At 60.7% G+C, this 20,670-nt stretch carries 19 protein-coding genes; 15 read left to right on the plus strand and 4 right to left on the minus strand.

Translation table 11 applies throughout. The features are described 5' to 3' along the window. Window positions 1-48: 48 nt before the first annotated feature. Window positions 49-1,392, minus strand: a complete 1,344-nt coding sequence (locus DVK01_RS12480; RefSeq protein ID WP_101351706.1) for a dihydroorotase family protein — start codon at window positions 1,390-1,392, stop codon at window positions 49-51. 142 nt (window positions 1,393-1,534) lie between these two features. Here DVK01_RS12480 and DVK01_RS12485 point away from each other — a divergent pair, with 142 nt between their 5' ends. The 3 genes from DVK01_RS12485 (at window position 1,535) to DVK01_RS12495 (ending at window position 4,989) form a co-directional block, all read left to right on the plus strand. Next, window positions 1,535-2,833: an amidohydrolase family protein gene (locus DVK01_RS12485; RefSeq protein WP_121536959.1), complete on the plus strand. Its 1,299-nt coding sequence runs from the start codon at window positions 1,535-1,537 to the stop codon at window positions 2,831-2,833. A 303-nt stretch (window positions 2,834-3,136) separates the two neighbouring features. After that, window positions 3,137-4,057 carry a hypothetical protein gene (locus DVK01_RS12490; protein WP_101351708.1) on the plus strand — a complete coding sequence of 307 codons (921 nt, stop codon included), beginning with the start codon at window positions 3,137-3,139 and terminating at the stop codon, window positions 4,055-4,057. An 83-nt stretch (window positions 4,058-4,140) separates the two neighbouring features. Continuing rightward, a complete protein-coding gene (locus DVK01_RS12495) occupies window positions 4,141-4,989 on the plus strand; it encodes a hypothetical protein (RefSeq protein WP_101351709.1) in 849 nt (282 codons plus the stop codon). Window positions 4,990-5,198: 209 nt separating this feature from the next. Here DVK01_RS12495 and DVK01_RS12500 read toward each other — a convergent pair whose 3' ends face one another. Continuing rightward, on the minus strand, window positions 5,199-5,969 hold the full coding sequence (locus tag DVK01_RS12500) for a hypothetical protein (RefSeq protein WP_101351710.1): 771 nt from the start codon (window positions 5,967-5,969) through the stop codon (window positions 5,199-5,201). 106 nt (window positions 5,970-6,075) lie between these two features. On the opposite strand from DVK01_RS12500, the gene DVK01_RS12505 reads away from it, so the two are divergent. Continuing rightward, window positions 6,076-6,549 (plus strand): hypothetical protein, encoded by a 474-nt coding sequence (locus DVK01_RS12505; protein WP_121536961.1) that lies wholly within the window; start codon window positions 6,076-6,078, stop codon window positions 6,547-6,549. A 54-nt stretch (window positions 6,550-6,603) separates the two neighbouring features. On the opposite strand, the gene DVK01_RS12510 is transcribed toward DVK01_RS12505, so the two are convergent. Further along, a complete protein-coding gene (locus DVK01_RS12510) occupies window positions 6,604-8,439 on the minus strand; it encodes a bacteriohemerythrin (RefSeq protein ID WP_101351712.1) in 1,836 nt (611 codons plus the stop codon). A gap of 102 nt (window positions 8,440-8,541) precedes the next feature. Between DVK01_RS12510 and DVK01_RS12515 the strand changes: the two genes are divergently transcribed. From DVK01_RS12515 to DVK01_RS12565, 11 genes are all read left to right on the plus strand, one after another. After that, the gene (locus tag DVK01_RS12515; RefSeq protein WP_101351713.1) at window positions 8,542-8,976 is read left to right on the plus strand and encodes a pyridoxamine 5'-phosphate oxidase family protein; all 435 of its coding nucleotides are present in this window, start codon (window positions 8,542-8,544) and stop codon (window positions 8,974-8,976) included. Window positions 8,977-9,195: 219 nt separating this feature from the next. Then, complete coding sequence (locus DVK01_RS12520) at window positions 9,196-9,408, plus strand: SHOCT domain-containing protein (RefSeq protein WP_101351714.1); 213 nt, start codon at window positions 9,196-9,198, stop codon at window positions 9,406-9,408. Window positions 9,409-9,548: 140 nt separating this feature from the next. After that, complete coding sequence (locus tag DVK01_RS12525; RefSeq protein ID WP_101351715.1) at window positions 9,549-10,166, plus strand: bifunctional 2-polyprenyl-6-hydroxyphenol methylase/3-demethylubiquinol 3-O-methyltransferase UbiG; 618 nt, start codon at window positions 9,549-9,551, stop codon at window positions 10,164-10,166. Window positions 10,167-10,290: 124 nt separating this feature from the next. Beyond that, window positions 10,291-10,560 carry a hypothetical protein gene (locus tag DVK01_RS12530; RefSeq protein WP_101351716.1) on the plus strand — a complete coding sequence of 90 codons (270 nt, stop codon included), beginning with the start codon at window positions 10,291-10,293 and terminating at the stop codon, window positions 10,558-10,560. Between the two features lie 277 nt (window positions 10,561-10,837). Beyond that, window positions 10,838-11,827, plus strand: coding sequence for a DMT family transporter (locus DVK01_RS12535; protein ID WP_121536963.1), 990 nt, complete (start codon window positions 10,838-10,840; stop codon window positions 11,825-11,827). Between the two features lie 52 nt (window positions 11,828-11,879). After that, on the plus strand, window positions 11,880-13,340 hold the full coding sequence (locus DVK01_RS12540) for a carotenoid oxygenase family protein (protein ID WP_101351718.1): 1,461 nt from the start codon (window positions 11,880-11,882) through the stop codon (window positions 13,338-13,340). 251 nt (window positions 13,341-13,591) lie between these two features. Then, the gene (locus DVK01_RS12545; RefSeq protein ID WP_101351719.1) at window positions 13,592-14,572 is read left to right on the plus strand and encodes an NAD(P)/FAD-dependent oxidoreductase; all 981 of its coding nucleotides are present in this window, start codon (window positions 13,592-13,594) and stop codon (window positions 14,570-14,572) included. Beyond that, window positions 14,572-15,687, plus strand: coding sequence for an iron ABC transporter permease (locus tag DVK01_RS12550; protein ID WP_101351720.1), 1,116 nt, complete (start codon window positions 14,572-14,574; stop codon window positions 15,685-15,687). Before DVK01_RS12545 ends, DVK01_RS12550 begins: the two co-directional genes overlap by 1 nt. Next, on the plus strand, window positions 15,687-16,619 hold the full coding sequence (locus DVK01_RS12555; RefSeq protein ID WP_121536965.1) for an ABC transporter ATP-binding protein: 933 nt from the start codon (window positions 15,687-15,689) through the stop codon (window positions 16,617-16,619). Before DVK01_RS12550 ends, DVK01_RS12555 begins: the two co-directional genes overlap by 1 nt. A gap of 133 nt (window positions 16,620-16,752) precedes the next feature. Next, window positions 16,753-17,958 (plus strand): ABC transporter substrate-binding protein, encoded by a 1,206-nt coding sequence (locus DVK01_RS12560; RefSeq protein ID WP_101351722.1) that lies wholly within the window; start codon window positions 16,753-16,755, stop codon window positions 17,956-17,958. Next, window positions 17,955-19,172, plus strand: coding sequence for an ABC transporter substrate-binding protein (locus DVK01_RS12565; protein ID WP_101351723.1), 1,218 nt, complete (start codon window positions 17,955-17,957; stop codon window positions 19,170-19,172). The genes DVK01_RS12560 and DVK01_RS12565 overlap by 4 nt, the downstream gene beginning before the upstream one ends. A 455-nt stretch (window positions 19,173-19,627) precedes the next feature. Here the strand turns inward: DVK01_RS12565 and DVK01_RS12570 are convergent, their stop codons facing one another. Then, window positions 19,628-20,668: a zinc-dependent alcohol dehydrogenase family protein gene (locus tag DVK01_RS12570; RefSeq protein WP_121536967.1), complete on the minus strand. Its 1,041-nt coding sequence runs from the start codon at window positions 20,666-20,668 to the stop codon at window positions 19,628-19,630. Between the last annotated feature and the right edge of the window lie 2 nt (window positions 20,669-20,670).

The raw sequence follows: 20,670 nt of genomic DNA on the forward strand, positions 1-20,670 counted from the left end.
ACACATCAATGCGTGACTCGCTTGTCATATCAGACGATGATACCACTGTTACAGCGGGCGGTCCAGGAACTGCCCACGACCCGCCGTTGAGTGGACCTTGTGATCCGTTGCGACAACCTCACCGCCGGCAATGACTGTGTCCACACGCGCGTTCCAGTGCTGTCCTTCGTATGGCGTCCAGTCTCCCACGAACGTTTGGTCGTCGGCAGTGACCTCGTACTCTTCAGTCCGAATGAGTACCACGTCCGCATCTGTTCCGGCCTGTAGCGAGCCTTTTTTCGGATAGATCCCAGCGCTCCGGGCCGGTGCCGCACACACGAGTTCGCGGAGCCGCGGCCAAGATATCCGGCCTTCGTGGACGCCGCCGCTGACGAGGAACTCGACCATCGTCTCGACGCCCGGGAGCCCGGCGTAGGGCTCCCAGATATCCTCCCAGCCGGCTTCGCGCGTCTCGCGGTAGGTCGGGAAGTGATCCGTGCCGATGATGTCGATTGTCCCGTCCTGTACTGCATCCCAGAGCCGCTCCCGCTGGGTGTCGGATTTGAGGCTGGGATTGACCTTCAGGAACGGTCCCCTGTCGGCAACGTCATCTTTCGAGAAGGCTAGATACTGTGGACAGGTTTCGAGCGTAACTGGAACGTTGGCTCGTGATTTGAAGCGCCCGGCTTCGCGCGCACCGCTCCCACTTGAGATGTGGACGACGTGTAGCGGACAGTCGGCGTATTCTGCGAAATAGCCCGCCCGAGAGATCGCGTCAAGTTCGGCCTCCAGCGGTCGTGAGTCCATGTACACGTCGGGTTCGTCGCCGTCGATAGTCGACCGTGCGTCGTCGAGCAGTCCTTGCGTCTCGCAGTGAACACGAACTGTTCCCCCGGCATCGCCGACACGCCGCATGAGCCGGGCGATGGTTTCGTCGTCAGCCAGATACGGGTCAGCGGTAAATGTCTTGAAATCTGCTGTTCCGGCGTCCATGATGCCGGTCACGTCGATTTCAGGGTCTTGCACGTTGCCCGCAACGAGGCCGAAATCGACGTGGGCCAGCGCGGAGCACGTCTCTGCTTTCTCCTGCAGTGCATCTGGGGTTGTGATCGGGGTCTGTGTCGGTAACTCGATGACCGTCGTCACTCCACCGGCGACCGCACTCGCGGTCTGTGACGCGAAGTCGATCCCGTCCGGAAACAGCTCGTCGTCGTGCATATGCGTGTGTACGTCGATAGCGCCCGGAAGCGCGACCATGCCGTCAGCGTCGATGACAGCATCCGGGTCACTGGGGGCTGGGACCGACGACACGGGACCGGCAGCGTCTATCGTCCCGTCGGATATCGTGATTTCACCGCTCCGGACGCCCGACGCCGTTACCACCTGTGCATCTTTGATGTGAATGTCTGTCATGCTGTAACAGCCCGGGCGAATGACGAAAACAGTTGGTGTGTGAGACGCCACATCCGTCGCACACGCTTGTTGTGCTACGGTGGCTGCTAAGGCTGTTCTGGGGCGGAGTAGCTTTTAGTCGATTGACGGTTACCGCCAACCTGTGATACTGAACGCAGGGACGCTCATCACCATGGACGATGCGCGCACGGTCCGGTCGGAGGCACACGTCGTTGTCGAGGACGGTGACATCGTCGCTATCGAGGACGGCCACGCGTCGGGGGCCGACGTGATCGACGCCACTGACGAAGTCGTCATCCCGGGACTGGTGAACTGCCATACTCATATGTACGCGCTCCCGATTCGCGGCGCGCCCCTCGCTGCGTCACCTGAGAGCTTTTACGAAGCGCTTGTCGACATCTGGTGGAACGTCGACGAGGCGTTTACCGAACGTGGCGCTCGCCTGTCCGCACTGGGTTCCTGCGCCGAAATGCTTCAGAGCGGCGTCACTACCTTCTGTGACAACTACTCTGGGCCGAACACGCTGCCGGGCGGTCTCGATGCCGTTGCCGAGGGGGTGTCACAGACGCCGATTCGTGGGATGATTTCCTTCGAGACGACAGCCCGTAACTCCGAGGCCCAGGCCAGAGACGGAATCGCGGAGAATACGCGATTCATCGACGAAGCGGAAGACCGGTACGACTCCGTGTCTGGCCACTACTGCCTCCACACGCTGTTCACCAACACCGAAGACATCGTGAGAGAGTGTGTCGACAGGGCCACCGACGACGACCGCCCTATCCAGATACATCTCGAAGAGGGGCTGGTCGACGTTCACGAATCTATTGCCGACTACGGCAAACGACCGGTACCAGCGTTAGAAGACATGGGCTTTTTTGACGCCGAAGTCATCGCCGCCCACTGCGTCCATTCTACCGAGTCCGAAATCGAAATCCTCGCAGAAAACGACGTGAGCGTCGCTCACAACCCCTATTCTAACATCAACAACGCTGTCGGTATCGCCGATGTCGAAACGATGCAAGCCCACGAGCTGACAATCGGACTCGGTGACGACGGGTGGGATCCGGATATGTTCGAGACCATGCGTTCGGCCGTCGGCATACACAAACTCAAGCAGCGCAACCCGAGCGGCTTCGACATGGCGACCGCGCTCGAATGGGCGACAATCGGCAGTGCGGCGGTGCTGGGGATGGACGACGCTGTCGGCAGTATCGAGGTCGGCAAATGCGGTGATTTCGTCACGCTGGATCTGGGTCCGAACCCTGTGTTGGACGAAAGTGCTCCCTACTACGTTGTCAGCGCCGCAAGCCGTGGGGATGTGACCCGGACGATTATCGACGGGGTACCTGTGTACGACCAGAACTCAGGCGTCGCTGGTGTCGACGATTCGGACATGACCGCCGTCGGCGATGCGAGTGCCGAACTCTGGGAACGGTTATAACCACGTTGTCGGACCGGTGTAGTTCACATCTGTTGTCATTTGACCCAATTCAATAACACCCTAAGTGTGTAAATTTAGTCCGCTGATCCCTCCTGAAGGACCCTCTCCGACAGCGCACATATTTACACCCTAAGGGTGTATATCAATGGTTGGGATTCTGATTCCACCGCCAATGTGCACATTCTGTACACACGGGATTTCCACTCTAGCGTAGATGAGGGGCCAAATTTGTCTACCCAGTATATTGTAGCAAATGTTTCTGGTTCCCATATGTAATAGTGGGGCTGTGTGCGTGAGTGGCATATGGTAGTTAGTGACGCCTTTGAGACTTTCACGCAGGTACTCGAATGCCTCGACTCGTCTGACACTGAGGTCAAGTCGGTCTCAGTGAAGGGTCAGACGACCGCGGATAACGATGAAATCAGCGCCGACCTGACGCTCGCAACGCCGGTATTCGGTGGACTCTCGATTCACGATGACGTATCCGTCGACGCGGAGGAGTTCGATGTAACTGATAAACGGATTGAGATTGACGTGACTGTTACCGTCCCCGTCGGAACCGACATACCGGTTCCATCAGAGGGGGAGAATGACACGTCCAACGAACTGGCGGACACCCTCTCGCAGTCGGACTCCGTGCCAGCATACAAAGACCCCGAGGCACTCCGGGCGGCCTACGACGCCTGCGATACGTTCCCGGAGATGACCGAGGCGCTTGACGCCGATGTGACCTCCGAAACGGTCCGTCGGTACATGGTAGAGTACGATATCCATGACCCGACTGACACGACGCCACAGGCAGGCGGACTCACCCTCGCAGACGTGCAAGATGATTCCGATACCGATTCTGATCCGTCTGGTGGCTCAGACCCTTCTGACGACAGGCCGAGCGACACCAGTCAAGCCGAAAGTTCGGACGGACTGGGAGCCAGATCTGTCGCTGAGTTGCTCGCTGAGGCGGACTCGCAGGACAGCGACGACAATCTCGTCGCCGATGGACTCGGTATCTCTCGGGACGTCACCGTGGCTGAGCTCGCACAGACCGTTACACAGGCCACTTCGCTGGACGAGGTAACCCAGCGTCTTGAGTTGAGCCAGACGCACGCACGGAGGTTACTGTCGGAGCTTGATCTCCTTGACCTCGTCACTCATCGGCTCGCTGCCAATCAGATCCGTGTCTCGAACGCCGAAATCAAGCGCCGTATCACTGCCACCAGTCAGTAACGACCCTCTCGGTGGTCGCTCGGAGGATTAACCTTCATTATAAAAGGAAAATGTTTTTGCAGTCTGGTCTGGATGTGTGATAAATGGCAACTATCCGCGTACGCGACTGGACGAAAGAACAGATAGAGAAAATACGTGATACAGAGTCGCACTCCTCGCATGACTCGGTTATCAAGTCGCTACTGAAAGACCGGAAGCTGGCCAAGTACGCGGACGATGCCGCAGAGCCCGTTCCGGAGTCGCAATCCGAGACCCGGATGACAGACCCCGACACTACCTTCGATGATCTGACCGTGCTCGGCGAACTCTCCGGTGCGGACAACGGGGTCTTGTTTCTCTGGTGTCCCAGTTGCGGGAACGAACTGGCGCACTTGACTGCTGATAACCCGCTCGGCCTGTCCGTGTTCGAGATCGAATGCCAGCGCTGTCTCACCCATCTTGACAGACACGCCATCGTTGCCATCGAGATCGGCTATCCGATTGAGCAGAAACTGGTCGAAGACTGTCTGCAAGACGACCTCAAGGAATGCGTCGTCGACTACTGGGACCGGACACTTGAATCGGCCACTGTCGGTGCGCTTGACGACGATCTCGACCCGGCACATCTCGTCTGGCAGTTCGACCAGTATCTTCGGCAGTTTTCGTGGGAATGGCCGGCGGATGTCCCTGTTGTCGGCTTTGCCACGGGCGAAACCTACCGCAACTCCGTCACCGGCGAGCATCTCGAAGTCATCGAACCAGTCTCGGAGAACCGGAATGCGATGGATTCGTTCAAGATACGGCGGTACGCCGGTGACCCAGAAACCCACGCCGGTGAAACAGAAATTCTCGACAGCACCACTGTCGTCGACCACATTGTTAGTCGCCGATTGCTGATGGAAGCGCGTGCTGATTCGGCTTCACTGCCCGAGTCGTCCGAACCGACAACGTGACTGACGCCGTCCTTGTATAGGTGTTTTTCTCCATCCGTCAATTCTTGCTGGCCTGATAAATACAAATCTGTTCAGAATAGGCTGACTAGTGCCAGAACAAGCGGCAAATCAGTAGACACTATTATAACGATAGCATCGGCTATTGAAAAATCAAACTATAGCTGAGGCGTTGCGAGGTTTCGTCATACTCAGGGGGAAGACGATGTGTCTTAGTTTGTTTCGGCTGTTGGTCGGGAACACCGCAGGCACACGACGCTCTCTGCGACCCAGTTCACATCTGTTGAGTCACAGTGCGGACAGCGGTGGTGGTCAGTGTCGTACTCCGTGGTTCCACGAGGAGTGGCGAGGAAGCCGTCGTTGATCACCTGCTCGACGAGAGTCGAGAACCGTTGGCGCTTGACGATGGCTCGCTGTGCGAGGAAGCTGCCGGCGTCGTCTGGGTCCGCGCCGTGGAGGTCTTCCCAGGGAATAGCGATCTCGCCGTTAGCCGGGCCACGAGCGACATGCTGGATGAGGGTCGCAGCGGCCTCGAACAGGGGCGTCGTCCCCCACGCCTGCGGATTGTCGACAGCACTTCCGGCGTCGTTGTATGCCGCCTCAGCCTCGCGGTATGCCGTCTCGACCCCGTCGAGGCCCCCGACCGCCCGGAAGTCCGCGACGAATTCCTTGAGACAGGCGTGCTGAACCGGATGTTCGAGCCCGTTGGTCACATCCTTGGCCACGGCGACGCCCTCGACGCCGCGACGTGTGGCGCGCGTATCCTGTCCGGCGACGCGGTAACAGACCGCGCTCGTCGCGAGGTACTGAAGCCCGTCACCGACCCACCCCTTCTCGTCGGCCGCGAACGGCTCGATACCGTCCCGCGGGTCCGCAAGAACACGCCAGCCTGCCCGCGTGTATTCGTCGCCGGCACGCCGGTACTCGCGGTCAGCGATGGCGGCGACTGCCGCCGCCCGGTGTCCCGCATCCTGTGTGCGCATGCGCTGTTTACGACGGACGGCCTTAGAGGCTTTTGCACCCAATAAATCGGTACCGCTGTCGGCCCGAACCGTCAGACAGAATACGGGTCCGTCCACTCAATAGTACATGGAGTCGGTACCTCTTGTCACGGCGCTTACGGTGTCACTCCGGTTTGGTATCGGCGTGGCTGCTGGTGTCGTCGCGACGGTTGTGATGGACCTAGTGATGGCCAGACTGCCGGAAGGCGAAACGCCGCCGTTCATTGCCTCCGGTGTATTGACCGATAGCGCCCCGCAGAACGCCCCCGAGCGGCTCGCGAGCGTGGTCCACTATATTGCTGGCTGGCTCACTGGCCCGCTGTTCGTCTGGGTCCTTTTCACCACTGAAGGGTTGCTGGGCGGGCCGTCGATAGTCGCAGCGGTCCTCGCTGCCGCCGTCCTCTACACGCTGATGGTCGGCTTTTTTGTCTTCGCCGTCCTCCCACGCTCCCGGCTGCCGTCGGCCCGGGTCCCAGACATCAGACGCGACTGGGCGATCTCGGCGGCCGGATACCTACTCGTCCTTGTGCCGCTTGTCGCGCTCGGGTTTCGCCTCGTCTGACCCGTGTGACCGCGGCACCGCTTGACTGCACTGCCACGGGCTTCACGGCCGCTCTCACTCACCGAGCGAAAGCGTGCCGTCCGGTCCCACTTCACCGACTTCGCCGGTGTGATACCAGTTGTCTCGGAGCGTCTGCGCGCCGGTCTGGTCGTCGTGGAGGAAGCCGCCGAGGACGGTCGGGCCGCGGACCAGTAGCTCTCTGTTTTCGGAGACGGCGATTTCAACGCCCGGCATCGGGTCCCCAATCGACCCTTCGACGTAGGAGTCTGCCGGGTTCAGTGCCCCCACACCGGTTGTGCCGACGGAGCCGTAGAGCTCGCATATCGGAACCCCCAGCCCCCGGAAGAAGTACAGCAGATGGTCGTCCAGCCGGCCGGTCCCGGAGAGTGCGTAAGTGAGGTTCGATAACCCCGCGTCTTGTCGGAGCGGCTTGTAGACGAGGCGATTGGCGGCTCTGTATTTCAGCGGCGTCCCCTGTCCTTCGACGACTCCTTCTCCGTAGGACGCTACTCGACCGCCGACCTTCCGTTTCATCCAGCCCATATCGCCGAGACGGTCCTGAATCGTTCCGTAGAGCTGCTGGTACATCTTCGGGACACCGACGAGCACATCTGGCGCAACAGCCGCGAGCTGGTCGACGAACTCATCGGTCCCGAGGTAGGCGACGGCGCTCCCGGTCGCCCAGAGGTAGTACGTCGCGACGCGTTGATAGATGTGTGCCAGTGGGAGCGAACACGTTCCGGTCGCTCCGGGGCCTGTGGGAAGCGCCTCTCGGAGGCTCTCTGCGGCCGCCAGTAGATTTCGGTGTGTCAGCGCGCAACCGGCCTTCTCCGCAGGGGATGCCACGTCGAACGCAACTGTCGCAACCTCGTCACCGTCCGTCTGTAGGCCGGGAAGCACTCTCGCCTCAGCTGTCGGGAGGTCCTCGAAAGCAAGCACGGTTTCGACGGCCAGTGCGAGGTCTTCGGTCACGTCTCCCGCTGCCACAAGTCCGGTTGCGCCAGTCCGTTCGATAATCTGGGCTGCCCGGTCGTCGCTCGCAGACGGGTAGAGCGCGACCGGGACCAGTCCAGCGAAGTGAGAGGCCAGGTCCAGAACGGACCACTCGTACTGGGACTGTGCTCTGATTGCCAGCCGGTCCCCCGGACGCAGTTCCGTCGAGAGGAGTCCGCCAGCGACTGCTTTCGCCTGCTCGGCCAGCTCATCGAAACTCCGTTCAACGAACTCGCCGTCATCTCGGACGAGCGCCGCGGTCCGATCCCCGTGCTCCGAAACGACATCTTCGAACCAGGCCGCTACTGACCCGTCCGGGACCGAAAGCGAGCCCCCGTCGTAGATGTCGCTGTCGAGGCGCACCCCGTCGGCTTCGCTCTGCCGGTCAACTGGGACCGGGTCTTCCGATGCCGTGCGGTCCTGATATAGCTGCCCGGGTTCGTACTCGTAGTCATCGCTGACCTCGTTCTGGAAGTAGTCCGCGTAGTTCTGGTCTTCGTCGCCGGCGGCGATGTGCGCATCCAGCCAGTCTCGGGCGACTGTCAGGACCTCCATCGTGACGTACTCCCCGTTTTCGTGTTTCTCGCGGAGTTCTCGCACTTTGTCGGCGAACTCCTCGTGCATTTCACGGTGGTTGTAGAAACAGTCGCTGCAGTCCATGGCGTAGCCACAGTTCTGCATGAACTCCTCTTCGTCACCGAAATGGTACTCGGTGTAGCGTTCCAGTTCCCGGAGAATGTCACCGACCTCCTCCTCCGAGTGGCCTTCGTTCATTGCAGTGTGGAGGTCGTTCAGTAGCCCGAACAGGCGCTTGTGCTGTTCGTCGAACCGCTCGATATTGGTGCTGTACCGTTCTTCGTCCCACTCGGCGAACGCCCCCGTCGAGTCTGTGCCCATACCTGTTCTGTTACCCATTATTTGAAAAGTAACTCTCACGTTCCCACCGAGTGAAAATGCGGTCTAATTCCCAAGTAGTTGCCAGATAACGTTGTATTCGGGATGCAAGAACTAAGTGACGACGCGGTCGTTGATGTCCTCACCGACAACGGAATCGGCGTGCTGGCACTGTCCAGTCCAACTGGGGGGGCCCCGTATCCGGTCCCGGTGGCGTTCGGATACGATCCAGCGACGGATAGCTTGGCGTTTCATCTGTCAGAGAGCGACGATAGCCAGAAACACCAGCATCTGACTGCAGACGCCACCGTCGGGTTCACCGTGTACGAGGAAACCGAACCTAAATCGGTGTGGCGGAGCGTCGTGGTCACGGGTGAACTGGTGGAGGCGACGTACGACGAGGTAGAGCCGGCCCTTGCCTCGCTGGCCAGCAACACACAGTTCGCCCCGAACCCAGTTAGCTGGGACGATACAGCCACGACGACGCCGTATGAACTTCGAATCGATGACTGGCACGGCCGTGAATTCCGCGTCGGGTGAAACCGGTGTTGAGAGCCACGGACACTCCCGGGAACAGACTCCTCTCCCAGGGGAGAAGCCGCCGCTTTTCGCCCGCGCTGTGTTCTCAGTCTATGGGAAACAGCGCACGTAATTATGCCATAAGATTCGTATCTACAAACAGAGGTGTCCCAGATGCTTTCACTAACAACTGCACTACTCCAGCACGGACCGATGGGGCCCCACGGTGGGGGAATGGGTATGGGCATGACCCCGGGCGGTTGGTGGCTGCTGTTCGCAGCATTTATCATCGCTGCTATCGCGGTCGGTGCTCTGCTGTACGTACAGCTTCAGGGGGAGGCGACCGTCGAGCCGGATTCACTGGAAACGCTCAAACAACAGTACGCATCGGGTGAGATTGACGAGGCGGAGCTTGAAACACGGGCTGACCGATTGCTCCAGTACGAGTCATAGCCCGTCACCGGCAGTTCTACCCGCTCCCAGTCTGGATAGAGTGTCACCTGTATCACAGTAAGGATGGTCCTTGCTTGCGTCCATCGACTGTCCGGCACGCACTTCGTGGTGCATTTATTCCGCAACGGTGAACGGTAGGTATGGACCCGGACGACGTTCGCAACGACTGGGCCTCCCGTTCCGGGAAGTTCTCGCCGGAGTACTACGCTGAACTCGGACCGAACGAGGTGAGTGAGACGCTGGTCAATGTACTCGACCACTACGTCCACGACGACGCCCGAATCATCGAACTGGGCTGTGGCTCGGGTCGCCACTTGGCGCATCTGCAGACCAACGGATACGGGAATCTCACCGGCATCGACATCAACGACGAATCCTTCGACGTGATGGCTGAGCACTACCCTCGGCTCGCGGATTCGGGGACGTTCCATACCGGTGCCCTCGAAGACATCGTCACCGAATTCGAGGCCGACGCCTTCGATGTCGTCTACTCGGTCGAAACCCTCCAGCACATCCACCCCGATGACGCATGGGTGTTTGAAGAGATCGCCCGTATCGCCGGGGACCTCCTCATCATCGCCGAAAACGAGGGGAACAGCCCCGAGCGTGGACGCGAAGACACTGCGGTGAGCTACGTCGACGACGAGTTCCCGCTGTATCACCGCAACTGGAAGCAGGTGTTTTCGGAACTCGGGTTCGCGCAGCTAATCCGCGAACCCACGTCCCGGGACACCATTCGCGTGTTCCGTGCCCCGTAGCTCTTTTCGTATCTGTCACTTCTCGGTGGTGCCGTCATCGAATACCCATCCACCGATAACTTCACAATCGATAACCAGGCAGCAGCTATTTGTGTCACGGTATCATGCATCAAGTTGGATCGCTATGCAACTGTGCCAAAACTGTCAGGCGGCTATCGACGAGTACCTCTTGGACAAACAACTCGAACCCCTGCGAGACCTCACAGTCGACGACTTCAATCTCTGTTCTGACTGCGTGACTGTCGTCGCAGACGCCTGTGTGGAGTGCGACGGCGCGGTGTACGTTCCCAGGTCCAAATCCGCGGTTCCTGACTGCTGTCCCGCGTGTCGGTCCGAGTACATCGACAAGACCGGGACCGACCCGGGCTGGCATTTCGACACGATGTCAAGCTGACCCCTGCCTGCGTCGGACTGCTGACGTGGGCATCATCCTCGTTTTGCTGTTGCTGACAGTATACTGAACGGTTGTCCGGTGACCGAATGAGAGCTCTGTGTTCCGGAGCCGAGAAGAACGATACGTCTCGGTACAAGTGGCCGCAATAGTACTGCGGACACACACTGTTTTCGGGAATTTCTGAACAACGGGGAGGGCCGTAGAGGCCGTGTGTGTGCGTCACAGTGGCGATAGAAGCTTCATACTCCTCCAGCACATACGGATAGTCTCTACTGGAATGACACGCTCGACACGATATATCGGCTTGCTGTTTGCTGCGCTCGCACTCATCTGGGGACTCTCGTTTGTGGCGATCAAGACTGGTCTCGAAAGCGTCCCGCCGGTGTTGCTGGCAGCTGTCCGACACGACATCGCTGCAGTCGTCCTGCTTGGCTATGCTCTCTGGCGAGGGCGGGCGCTGCGTCCACAGACTCGCGATGACTGGTCGCTGATTTTCATCGGCGGCACCGTCCTCATCGGGGCACACTTCGCGCTTCTGTTTCTCGGCCAGCAGTACGTCCCGAGTTCCTTCGGCGCAATCCTGCTCAGTCTCACGCCGGTCGTGACGCCGGCGTTCGCATCGACGTTGATACCGAGCTACAGGGCTCGACCACACGAACTCATCGGCACCGTCTGTGGGTTCATCGGTGTGGTCATCATTGCGAACCCCACACCGGGAGCGGTCGGCGGTCGGCTGCTCGGTGTCGCCCTGCTCATCAGTTCGGCTGTCGCCTTCGCCGTCGGCGCAGTCCTGACCGAGCGCTACACCAGTTCGCTCCCGCTCGTGAGCCTGCAGGCCTGGATGACGCTGCTCGGGGCGGGCATCCTGCACGCTGTCAGCGTGGGGCTGCCATCGGAGCAGCTGGGAACCGTCACGGTCGGGCTCGAACAGATAGCCGCAATCGCGTATCTCGGCATCGTGGCCAGCGCAATCGGGTTCCTCCTCTACTTCCGCCTGATCAGCACAGTCGGGGCCGCTGAAACCAGCCTGGTGTCCTACGTGGTTCCGGCAGTGACGGCCATCAGCGGCTGGCTCCTGCTCGGTGAGACACTCGGCCCGGTGACCATCGCTGGCTTCGCCGTAATCGTGGTCGGCTTCGCGTGGGTGAAAGCCGACGTGCTCCGGTCGCTCCGTCGTCGCCGGACGGACTCGCCATCGTACCGACCGTACGGGCCACGGGACGATTGCGTCGTCGTCAGCGGGAACGCGTACACGACCCGCGAGTGATGCCCCTGAGCAGGGGCGTCAGGCCTTAGCCGCTGCCACCCAATGTACCGGTATGGCTTCTCACCCCGGGTTCCACTCCCTGTATGATGAGACGGCGGCATCCATCTCCGTGACCGGTGACCTCCCGGACTGGCTCCGCGGCAGCCTCATCCGGAACGGGCCCGGCGCGTTCTCCCTCCCGAACGGTAGCAGTGTCGACCACTGGTTCGACGGGTTCGCGATGCTGTACCGGTTTACCTTTGACCCCGACACTGACGCGGTACACTATCGGAACCGCTTCCTCCGGACGGACGCGTACAGGGCGGCGACGAGTGGCAACTTCGAGGGCGGCTTTGCGACGGGCGAGACGACGCTTCGCTCGCGGCTGGCTACGTTCCTGACCGACCCCTACGATAACACGAACATCATCGCCGAGCGGTTCGGCGACGAGTACCTCGCACTGACTGAATCGCCCCGGAAGGTTCGTTTCGACCCGAACACGCTCGAAACGACAGGTCACCTCGAACACGACGACGACGTGCCGACCGGCCACCTCTCCTGTGCCCATGTTAAACGCGACCCGACGAGCGGCGTCCTTGTCAACGTCGAAACGGCGTTCGGACGGACCAGCCAGTACCACGTCACCGCAATGTCGCCCGACGGGACCCGACGACACGTCGGGAGCGTCGACACCGACCGGCCGGCGTACATGCACAGTTTCGCGCTTACGCCCCGGTACGTCGTCTTGACGGAGTTCCCGCTCCGACTCGACCCGCGACGGTTTCTCAAGCCCGGCCGGCAGGCGCCCTTCATCGAGCAGTTCGAGTGGGACCCCGACCGCGGGACTCGAATCATCGTCATGGACCGGACTACCGGGACGGTCGTGGCCGAGCCGGTCACCGACGCCGTGTTCGGCTTCCACCACGTCAACGCGTTCGAGCGAGCCGGCGGCAGGGAACTCGTGTTCGATCTCGAAACAGTACCCGACGCGACGACTATCGACTCCTTGTATCTGGATAACCTTCGTGCGGGCGAGATGGGAGCTATCGTCGGCCGCATCGAGCGGTTCACTGTCGCTCTCGGTACCGGGAGCGGCGTGACCCGCTACGGCCCTGCCGACGCGACGGTGGCGCGAGAGATGTTGTACCCCGACGGCAGCGCACTTCCGACTGTCTCACCGTCGCGGTGGTGTCGCCCGCACCGCTACGTGTACGCGATGGGGATGGACACCCCCGTTACCGAGTGGGCCCGTCGTGTGCTGAAACTCGACACTGACACTGGTGCTGTCGAGACGTTCGACGACGGTGGGGACTACTTCGGTGAGCCGGTGTTTGTTCCCGCACCAGACGGCGACACCGAGGATGACGGCGTGGTGCTGGTCGTTGCGCTGAACGCGGCAGACGACCAGTCCCGGTTGCTCGTACTCGACGGCCAGACGTTCGAAGAGCGCGCCAGAGCATCGCTTCCCCACGCAGCCCCGTTTGATTTCCACGGTCGATACTTTCCCGAACTTCGAGTGGCGACCGGCAACTGACGCTACTAGCGGTGAGTCTGCTCCCGCTGGCCGCTCGTCGGTCGAGAAATCGTCCTATTCGAGCGACCACACCGGACGTGCCGCTCTGGTGGAAATTGTGAACGACACACATATTGTTCGGTCTGCCTAAAATTCGAAAACGCTTTATCCATTTAGGCTGCCCTAAACAGTATGTTGGACGCACTGATCGACACCGCTGAACTGCCGCGCCGGCTGTCGATATCACGGATACCGAACGGAGCGTCGTGACTATGGTGACAGTCGGGAACCGAACGGGGACGACCTTCGACCGGGATGTCATTATTGTCGGGGGCGGTCCGGCGGGGTGTGCGGCGGGTGTGTTCACGGCCAGAGCGGACCTCGATACGGCAATCTACGACTGTGGCCGGTCGTCGCTCAAGCGCTGTGCCTACCTCGAAAACTACCTCGGTTTCCCGGCCGGTATTGACATCGACACGCTGTACGACCGCATTCAGGACCATGCTGAGACCGCTGGCTGTACCGTCGTCTCCGAGTTGGTCGAATCGCTTGACAGAACCGATGAGGGGGAGGGGTTCGTAGTCCAGACGCAGGCGGGGGAGACGGCCACGACTCGTCGTGTCATCGCGGCGACCCGCTACGACGGCGAGTACATGCGTGGCTTAGACGACGACGCGGCGATGTTCGAGACGTACGAACACGACGGCGAGGAACGCGAAACCTTCGACCGTGAGTATGCCAACGCGGACGGCACGACACCGGTTCCGGGTCTCTACGTGGCGTCACCGTCCGACGAAGCGGATATGCAGGCGATCATTGCAGCCGGCCGGGGCGCGCGGGTCGCCCGCCGGGTGATCGCGGATGTGCGAATAGACGACGGCTGGTGGGAGGCTGTCGCTGACGGTGTGGACTGGGTCCGTCGCGAGGCCGAGCTAGACGACGAATGGACTGATCGAGCGACCTGGGTCGACTATTTCGACGACCGGTACGCCGAGGACGCCCCCGTTGCGCCGGAGTCGGAGCGGTTCCAGCGGGTCCGTGAGGCGGTCATCGACGAACGCCGGTCGTCGTATATCACGCCCGACGAAATAGCCGCCCGGACCGAAACAGGGCAGGAAACACTAGCGGGCTACCTTGACCCCGAAGCGGTCGTTTCGGGGCTCGATCAGACTGCTGTCCTCGATGCGATAGACGACGAAACAATCCGGGACTACCTCGACGCGAGCGACGGACGTGCGGAGGTGAGCGAGTAATGGCCAGTGAGACACAGGGCGCTACCGATGCGTGGTCGCAAGCCAGATCCTGGCTCGACACCCTCGATGGGTCCTTGTTCGGACTGTGTGTCGCAAGCATTGCCGTCGCCTTTGGGGCTGGCCTGCTCCAGGTGAGCTTCGGGGCGTATTCGATGACAATCCTTCAGGCGTGGCAGGCCGTGTTCGATCCGAAGGTGTGGTTCAGTGTTCAGGCGTGGCAGTCGTTTTTCCTCGGTGCCGAGCTCCCCGAACTACCGAAACGGACACTCATCGTCTGGAACATCCGGATGCCGCGGGTCATCGTCGCGGTGCTTACGGGGATGTGTCTCGCCGTCTCCGGAGCGATATTCCAGGCCGTGACACGAAACGAGCTGGCAAGTCCGTTTGTCCTGGGCGTGAGCTCCGGAGCGGGGCTCACTGTACTGCTAACCCTCGTTCTGTTCAGTAGTCTCGCCCCGTTCCTCCCGCTGTTTGCCGCGGTCGGTGGTTCCATCGCGTTCCTGCTTGTGTATATGATCGCGTGGAAGGGCGGAACGAGCCCGGTCAGACTGGTCCTTGCCGGTGTCATCGTCAACATGGTGTTTACCTCCCTCCAGCGGGGACTGTTCTTCTTCGCCGACGATCTGGGCGTTGTTCAGTCAGCACTGGCATGGATTACCGGCTCGCTTACCGGCGTCGGCTGGGAAGAGTTCCGAATCGCTATCATCCCGACGATGGCTGCGACACTACTCGCGCTGGCCGGCGCACGCCAACTGAACCTCCTCCTGCTCGGCGAGGAGACCGCGCGCTCGCTCGGGATGAGTGTCGAGCGGGTTCGGTTCCTGCTTTCTGGAGTCGCCATTCTGGCGGCCAGCACGGCGATCTCCGTCGCGGGAATCATCGGGTTCTTCGGCCTCGTAGTGCCTCACATCGTCCGACTCATCGTCGGGAGCGACTACCGCCGGCTCCTCATCGGTTGCGTGTTCGTTGGGCCGGCGCTGATGGTCGTCGCAGATGTCGGTGCGCGGCTGGCCCTGAACCCCGCGCAGGTTCCGGTCGGCGTCGTTACCGGCGTCGTCGGCGGCCCGTACTTCCTCTATCTGATGCGGCGACAGGAACAGATGGGTGAGATCTAATGCCACAGAACAACTCGAACTCGGACGGTATCGCCTCGACCAACGACACCGCTGCTGGGCCCCAGTCAGCCCGCCGGGACCGGCCGCTGGTCGGCGACGATGTGGTGCTTTCGTACTCCAGTGCGGATGACCCGGTCATCGACGGCGAGTCGATTTCCGCTAAACCGGGGGCCGTGACAGCGCTCGTCGGCCCGAACGGGTCCGGCAAGAGCACGTTGCTGAAAGGGCTCGCAAATCAGCTCCAACCCGACGCCGGATCTGTACTGCTCGACGGACAAGACATCCAGACGCTTGAGACCAAAGCGATTGCCCGAAAACTCGGCCTCCTCTCTCAGGAGAGTACGTCGCCGAGCAGCATATCGGTCGAGGATCTGGTGTATCACGGTCGCTACCCACACCGCGGGTTCTTCGACAGCGTCACCGAAGAAGACGAGGCTGCTGTCGAGCGGGCGATTGATCTGGCCGGCTGTGGACACATCCGTGAGCGCGAAGTCGGCAGCCTCAGTGGGGGCCAGAAACAGCTCGCCTGGATCGCAATGGTCCTTGCACAGGACACCGACGTGCTGTTGCTCGATGAGCCGACGACGTTTCTCGACCTGCACCACCAGCTTGAGGTGATGGAGATAATCGAAACGCTCCGGGACGAGAGTGACATTACCATCGTTGTCGTCCTGCACGATATCGAGCAGGCGGCTCGCCTCGCCGACCGGATGGTCGCACTCAAAGACGGCGAGATTCAGGCACGGGGACGGCCAGAGGATGTCGTCACCGAACAACTACTCGCGGACGTTTTCGAGATCGAAGCAGAGGTCACGGCCACGCCACACGGCCCACGCGTGAATCCGATCCGTCCCCGCCACGACGGTGACGAACACACTGCTGGTGACGATTCTGCCGACTCGGACCGTGCTGAGGAAGTCGTTGCCGAATAGAGCTACAGAGACCACCTTGCCACCGCGGTTAGAATGACGGAATCTTGAAACGGACGCTAGACGGCGTTTGCTATCGACTGTTCTGGGTCGGCAAATCGGAACAATTATATGTTTTTTAGGTCAGCCTAAAACAATGGCTGGCGACGCTACAGACGCCGAGACACCGACGCGGAGAGAGTATGTGAAGTACGGGGGAACGGTTCTCACCGCCGGGTTGCTTGCGGGATGTACCAGTGACGCCGAGCAGGGGGCCACAGAAACGGCGTCCGGAGCGGAGACGGACACCCACACGGTCGACGGTTCGTACTCTGTGTCGATGTCACCGATGGGAGCGGTGACCTTCGACTCGCCACCGGAGACCGTCTTTACGCGGCTCACACACCACGCCGACATGGCATTCGCGCTGGGGCGTGGGGATACCGTCACGGCAATGCACGCCCCTGAATATTATAACGGGCTCTGGAACCAGTTCGTCGACCGACTTCCGGGGGTGTCGCTGGACTGGACCGGACTGTACTCCTCGTGGAAGCCGAGCAAGGAGAAACTGTACGAACTGGACAGCGATATCCATCTGGCAGACCCGGCCTGGATCGCCAAACAGGACAACTGGGACCGGGAGGACTTCGAGGAGGTCGCCACCAACGTCTCACCATGGTTCGGCAACTCACTGAGCGACCGGCACGCCGAACCCCCGTCCGGGTGGGCTGACTACGAGTACTACACCCTCTGGGAGCAGTTCGAACTCGTGGCCGAGGCGTTTCAGGAACAGGCCCGCTACGAGGCGCTTGCGGCGATCCACGACGAGATGCGCTCGACTATCGACGCGAATCTGCCGCCCGAGTCGGAGCGGCCGTCGGCAGTGATGCTCGCCGCGGCTGACCTCGACGAGATCTACGCCTATACGCTTGACAACCCCGGATTCCTGACCGCGCATACCCGCCCATTCGGGGCACGAGACGCCTTCGAGGGGTCGGTCGAAACGAACTCTGTGGTCGACTTCGAAACCCTACTTGAGGCCGACCCGGATGTAATCTTGCACCTCGGCGGGTTCGAACCGAGTACGAGCCTTCCGGAGCGACGGGAAGCGTTCAAATCTGACCCGGTCGGGTCGGAGATTACGGCCGTACAGAACGACCGGATTTACCCACAGGGGGCGAGATATCAGGGCCCGATACTGCACCTCTTCCAGCTGGAGATGACGGCTAAGCAACTGTATCCCGAGCAGTTCGGCGAGTGGCCGACCTACACTTCGGGGCCGTACCCTGAGATTCCGCCCGAGGAACAGCTGTTCGACCGCCAGCGGGTCGCAGACATCATCAACGGAGCATTTGAAGCATGAGTGATAACGACACGACAACCGACGCACGAACGCGCAGAGACTATCTGAAATACGGCGGGGCGGTCATCAGTGGTGGGCTGCTCGCCGGCTGTACCGGCGATGCCGACTCACAGTCGACGCCGGAATCGACAGACAGTGACGCGTCGACAGTTACTGCAAACCCCGACGCGACGACACCGACTGCAGCGGACTCGTACACGGTGTCGATGGAGCCGATGGGCGAGGTACAGTTCGACTCGGCTCCTGAGCGGTGGATGGCCTACTTCAGCACCTACGGGGACATGGCTATCGCGCTGGGGCAACTTGAGGGTCTTGCGGGGCTGATATTCACTGAGAACTGGCCGATGGCGTTCTTCGACGCCATCCCGAACGTCGACGTGACGTTCGATGATATTCCACAACTGATGCGCGACGGGAGTATCGGCAAAGAGGCCTTCTACGAGATGGACTCTGATGTCCACCTGTTTGACCCGAACTTCGTCCGGGTGCTTGACGACACCTGGTCCGATTCGGACTTCACTGAGGTCAGAACCAACATCGGCCCGATCGTCGGGAACAGCATCCGGCGACGGAACGACGACTGGCACGATTACCGGTACTACTCGCTGTACGAGGCCTTCGACCGAATCGCCGATGCGTTCCAGGAACGCGAACGCTACGCGGCGTTTGCTGACCTCCACGATTCGCTGCTCACTGAAATCAATAACGGGCTGCCGCCTGAAAACGAACGGCCAACAGTCGGTCTGCTCTCGATCAACTCCGACTTCGAAGGCGGGTCGTTCTACGCTTATCCCGTCCACGATGGAAACGGGCACAAGCAGTACCGTGACCTTGGGATGCGCGGTGCGTTCGACGAAGTTATCGACGGGAGCTACGCCGAGTGGGACTACGAGCAACTCCTCGATGTCGACCCCGACATCCTCCTGTTCCAGTACGGCTTCTCGCACGTTTCGACCGAGGAGTTCGAGGACCGAATGGCCACGATGCGAGAAGACCCTATTGGTCAGCAACTCTCAGCGGTTCAGAATGACCGACTCTACCGCGGTGGGACTTCGTATCAGGGACCAATTATTAATCTGTTTCAGACGGAAGCCGCCGCCAAACAGTTCTACCCTGAGACGTTCGGCGAGTGGCACGGCCTCGGTACTACCTCGGACCAGGAGCAACTGTTCGACCGACAGCGAGTGGCAGCCATCATCAACGGCGAAATCTAACCGCTCTCCCCCACACTCTTAGAACCGGCTTGCGTAACTGTATTGAGATCGATACCCACATATCTGGATGAATGGTCTACAACTATAGCAATCACTGCCAGTATATATGGTATATAAGGGTATAACAGTCTGTTTGTCCAGAAAGAATTTATACCACCATGCCATCATCTCACATATGTTAGTACACGAAGGGAACACGCATTCCTACACCACTGGCTCCGACCGATACTGCCGTCATTGCAACGACGTTGCGCTGGCGTATGACCCCTCGGCTGACCGCCCGCGCTGTCGTTCGTGTGGAAAGCTCGTCTAGCTGGGTCTGTCGATTACGGGGAACTCGCCACAGGAGCACATCGTTTGTGCCGGAGCTTCGGCCGTGTGAGTCGTCTAGAACTAGCCGTACCGTTTAGCGAATCATCCCGCGGTTCGCATGACTGTCAGTCACCACAGACCGACTACAACTTGACGAGAACCTTGATCGCCTCGCGCTCGTCCATCGCCCGATATCCCTCGGGAACACCGTCGAGATCGACTGTTTTCGTGAAGATCGGCGACGGGTCAAGCGTGCCCTGCAACACATCGGCCAGCAGGTCGTCAGCGTAGGCACGAACCGGTGCGACGCCGCCGTTGAGCCCGATATTATCGCCGAACAGCGAAAACATATCTAGCCCGGAGTCATCGAGCCCGTGCGGGACGCCGACGTAGCCGACGGTCCCGCCCGGGCGACAGACATCGATGGCAGTCTCCATTGCTGAAGCCGCACCGACACACTCGAGGACGTGGTTTGCCCCGCCGTTTGTCAGGTCGTCCGCGGCGTCCACGGCCTCTTGGCCGCGTGCGGCGATGGTCTCTGTCGCACCGAACGACTCGGCGAGTTCGAGGCGGTCCTCGTGGTGGCCCATCGCAATGATGCGTTCTGCACCTAAGCGGCGTGCCGCCAGCACCCCGCACAGTCCAACGGCACCGTCGCCGACAACAATACAGGTGTCGCCTTCACTGACACCGGCGCTCACCGCCGCGTGGTGGCCGGTGCCCATAACATCTGTCAGGGGCAGAATCGCTTCCAGCGTGTCCTCGTCGTCGGCGTGACGGTCGGGAACGCGGACCAGCGTCCCGTCGGCTTCCGGCGCTCGGACGTACTCACCCTGCCCGCCGCCGTTTTCGCCGCCCCACGAATCGCCGTTGACACAGGACGTATGCAGGCCCTTCCGACAAAATTCACACCGGCCACAGCTGATAACGAACGGGGCGAACACCCGGTCGCCGGGTTCGACAGAGCGCACATCGTCGCCGACCTCCTCGACGATACCCATCGGTTCGTGGCCGACGCGTGACCCTTCCTCACGGTCGCTCTGGCCGCGATAGAACCACAGGTCGGAGCCACAGACAGCGGTATGGGTCACGCGTACAATCGCGTCGGTCGGCGATTCAATCTCTGGTCGGGGGACCTCTTCGACGGTAATCTCACCAGGGCCACGGTAGATGGCTGCGCGCATGG

It is taken from the genome of Haloarcula sp. Atlit-120R, assembly GCF_003665885.1.
Lineage (GTDB): Archaea > Halobacteriota > Halobacteria > Halobacteriales > Haloarculaceae > Haloarcula > Haloarcula taiwanensis.

Excerpts from the sequence above, each read along its gene's own strand:
- DVK01_RS12480 (WP_101351706.1), bottom strand. The coding sequence starts at position 1,392 with ATGACAGACATTCACATCAAAGATGCACAGGTGGTAACGGCGTCGGGC.
- DVK01_RS12490 (WP_101351708.1), top strand. The coding sequence starts at position 3,137 with ATGGTAGTTAGTGACGCCTTTGAGACTTTCACGCAGGTACTCGAATGC.
- DVK01_RS12495 (WP_101351709.1), top strand. The coding sequence starts at position 4,141 with ATGGCAACTATCCGCGTACGCGACTGGACGAAAGAACAGATAGAGAAA.
- DVK01_RS12500 (WP_101351710.1), bottom strand. The coding sequence starts at position 5,969 with ATGCGCACACAGGATGCGGGACACCGGGCGGCGGCAGTCGCCGCCATC.
- DVK01_RS12505 (WP_121536961.1), top strand. The coding sequence starts at position 6,076 with ATGGAGTCGGTACCTCTTGTCACGGCGCTTACGGTGTCACTCCGGTTT.
- DVK01_RS12510 (WP_101351712.1), bottom strand. The coding sequence starts at position 8,439 with ATGGGCACAGACTCGACGGGGGCGTTCGCCGAGTGGGACGAAGAACGG.
- DVK01_RS12515 (WP_101351713.1), top strand. The coding sequence starts at position 8,542 with ATGCAAGAACTAAGTGACGACGCGGTCGTTGATGTCCTCACCGACAAC.
- DVK01_RS12520 (WP_101351714.1), top strand. The coding sequence starts at position 9,196 with ATGGGCATGACCCCGGGCGGTTGGTGGCTGCTGTTCGCAGCATTTATC.
- DVK01_RS12525 (WP_101351715.1), top strand. The coding sequence starts at position 9,549 with ATGGACCCGGACGACGTTCGCAACGACTGGGCCTCCCGTTCCGGGAAG.
- DVK01_RS12530 (WP_101351716.1), top strand. The coding sequence starts at position 10,291 with ATGCAACTGTGCCAAAACTGTCAGGCGGCTATCGACGAGTACCTCTTG.
- DVK01_RS12535 (WP_121536963.1), top strand. The coding sequence starts at position 10,838 with ATGACACGCTCGACACGATATATCGGCTTGCTGTTTGCTGCGCTCGCA.
- DVK01_RS12540 (WP_101351718.1), top strand. The coding sequence starts at position 11,880 with ATGGCTTCTCACCCCGGGTTCCACTCCCTGTATGATGAGACGGCGGCA.
- DVK01_RS12545 (WP_101351719.1), top strand. The coding sequence starts at position 13,592 with ATGGTGACAGTCGGGAACCGAACGGGGACGACCTTCGACCGGGATGTC.
- DVK01_RS12550 (WP_101351720.1), top strand. The coding sequence starts at position 14,572 with ATGGCCAGTGAGACACAGGGCGCTACCGATGCGTGGTCGCAAGCCAGA.
- DVK01_RS12555 (WP_121536965.1), top strand. The coding sequence starts at position 15,687 with ATGCCACAGAACAACTCGAACTCGGACGGTATCGCCTCGACCAACGAC.
- DVK01_RS12560 (WP_101351722.1), top strand. The coding sequence starts at position 16,753 with ATGGCTGGCGACGCTACAGACGCCGAGACACCGACGCGGAGAGAGTAT.
- DVK01_RS12565 (WP_101351723.1), top strand. The coding sequence starts at position 17,955 with ATGAGTGATAACGACACGACAACCGACGCACGAACGCGCAGAGACTAT.
- DVK01_RS12570 (WP_121536967.1), bottom strand. The coding sequence starts at position 20,668 with ATGCGCGCAGCCATCTACCGTGGCCCTGGTGAGATTACCGTCGAAGAG.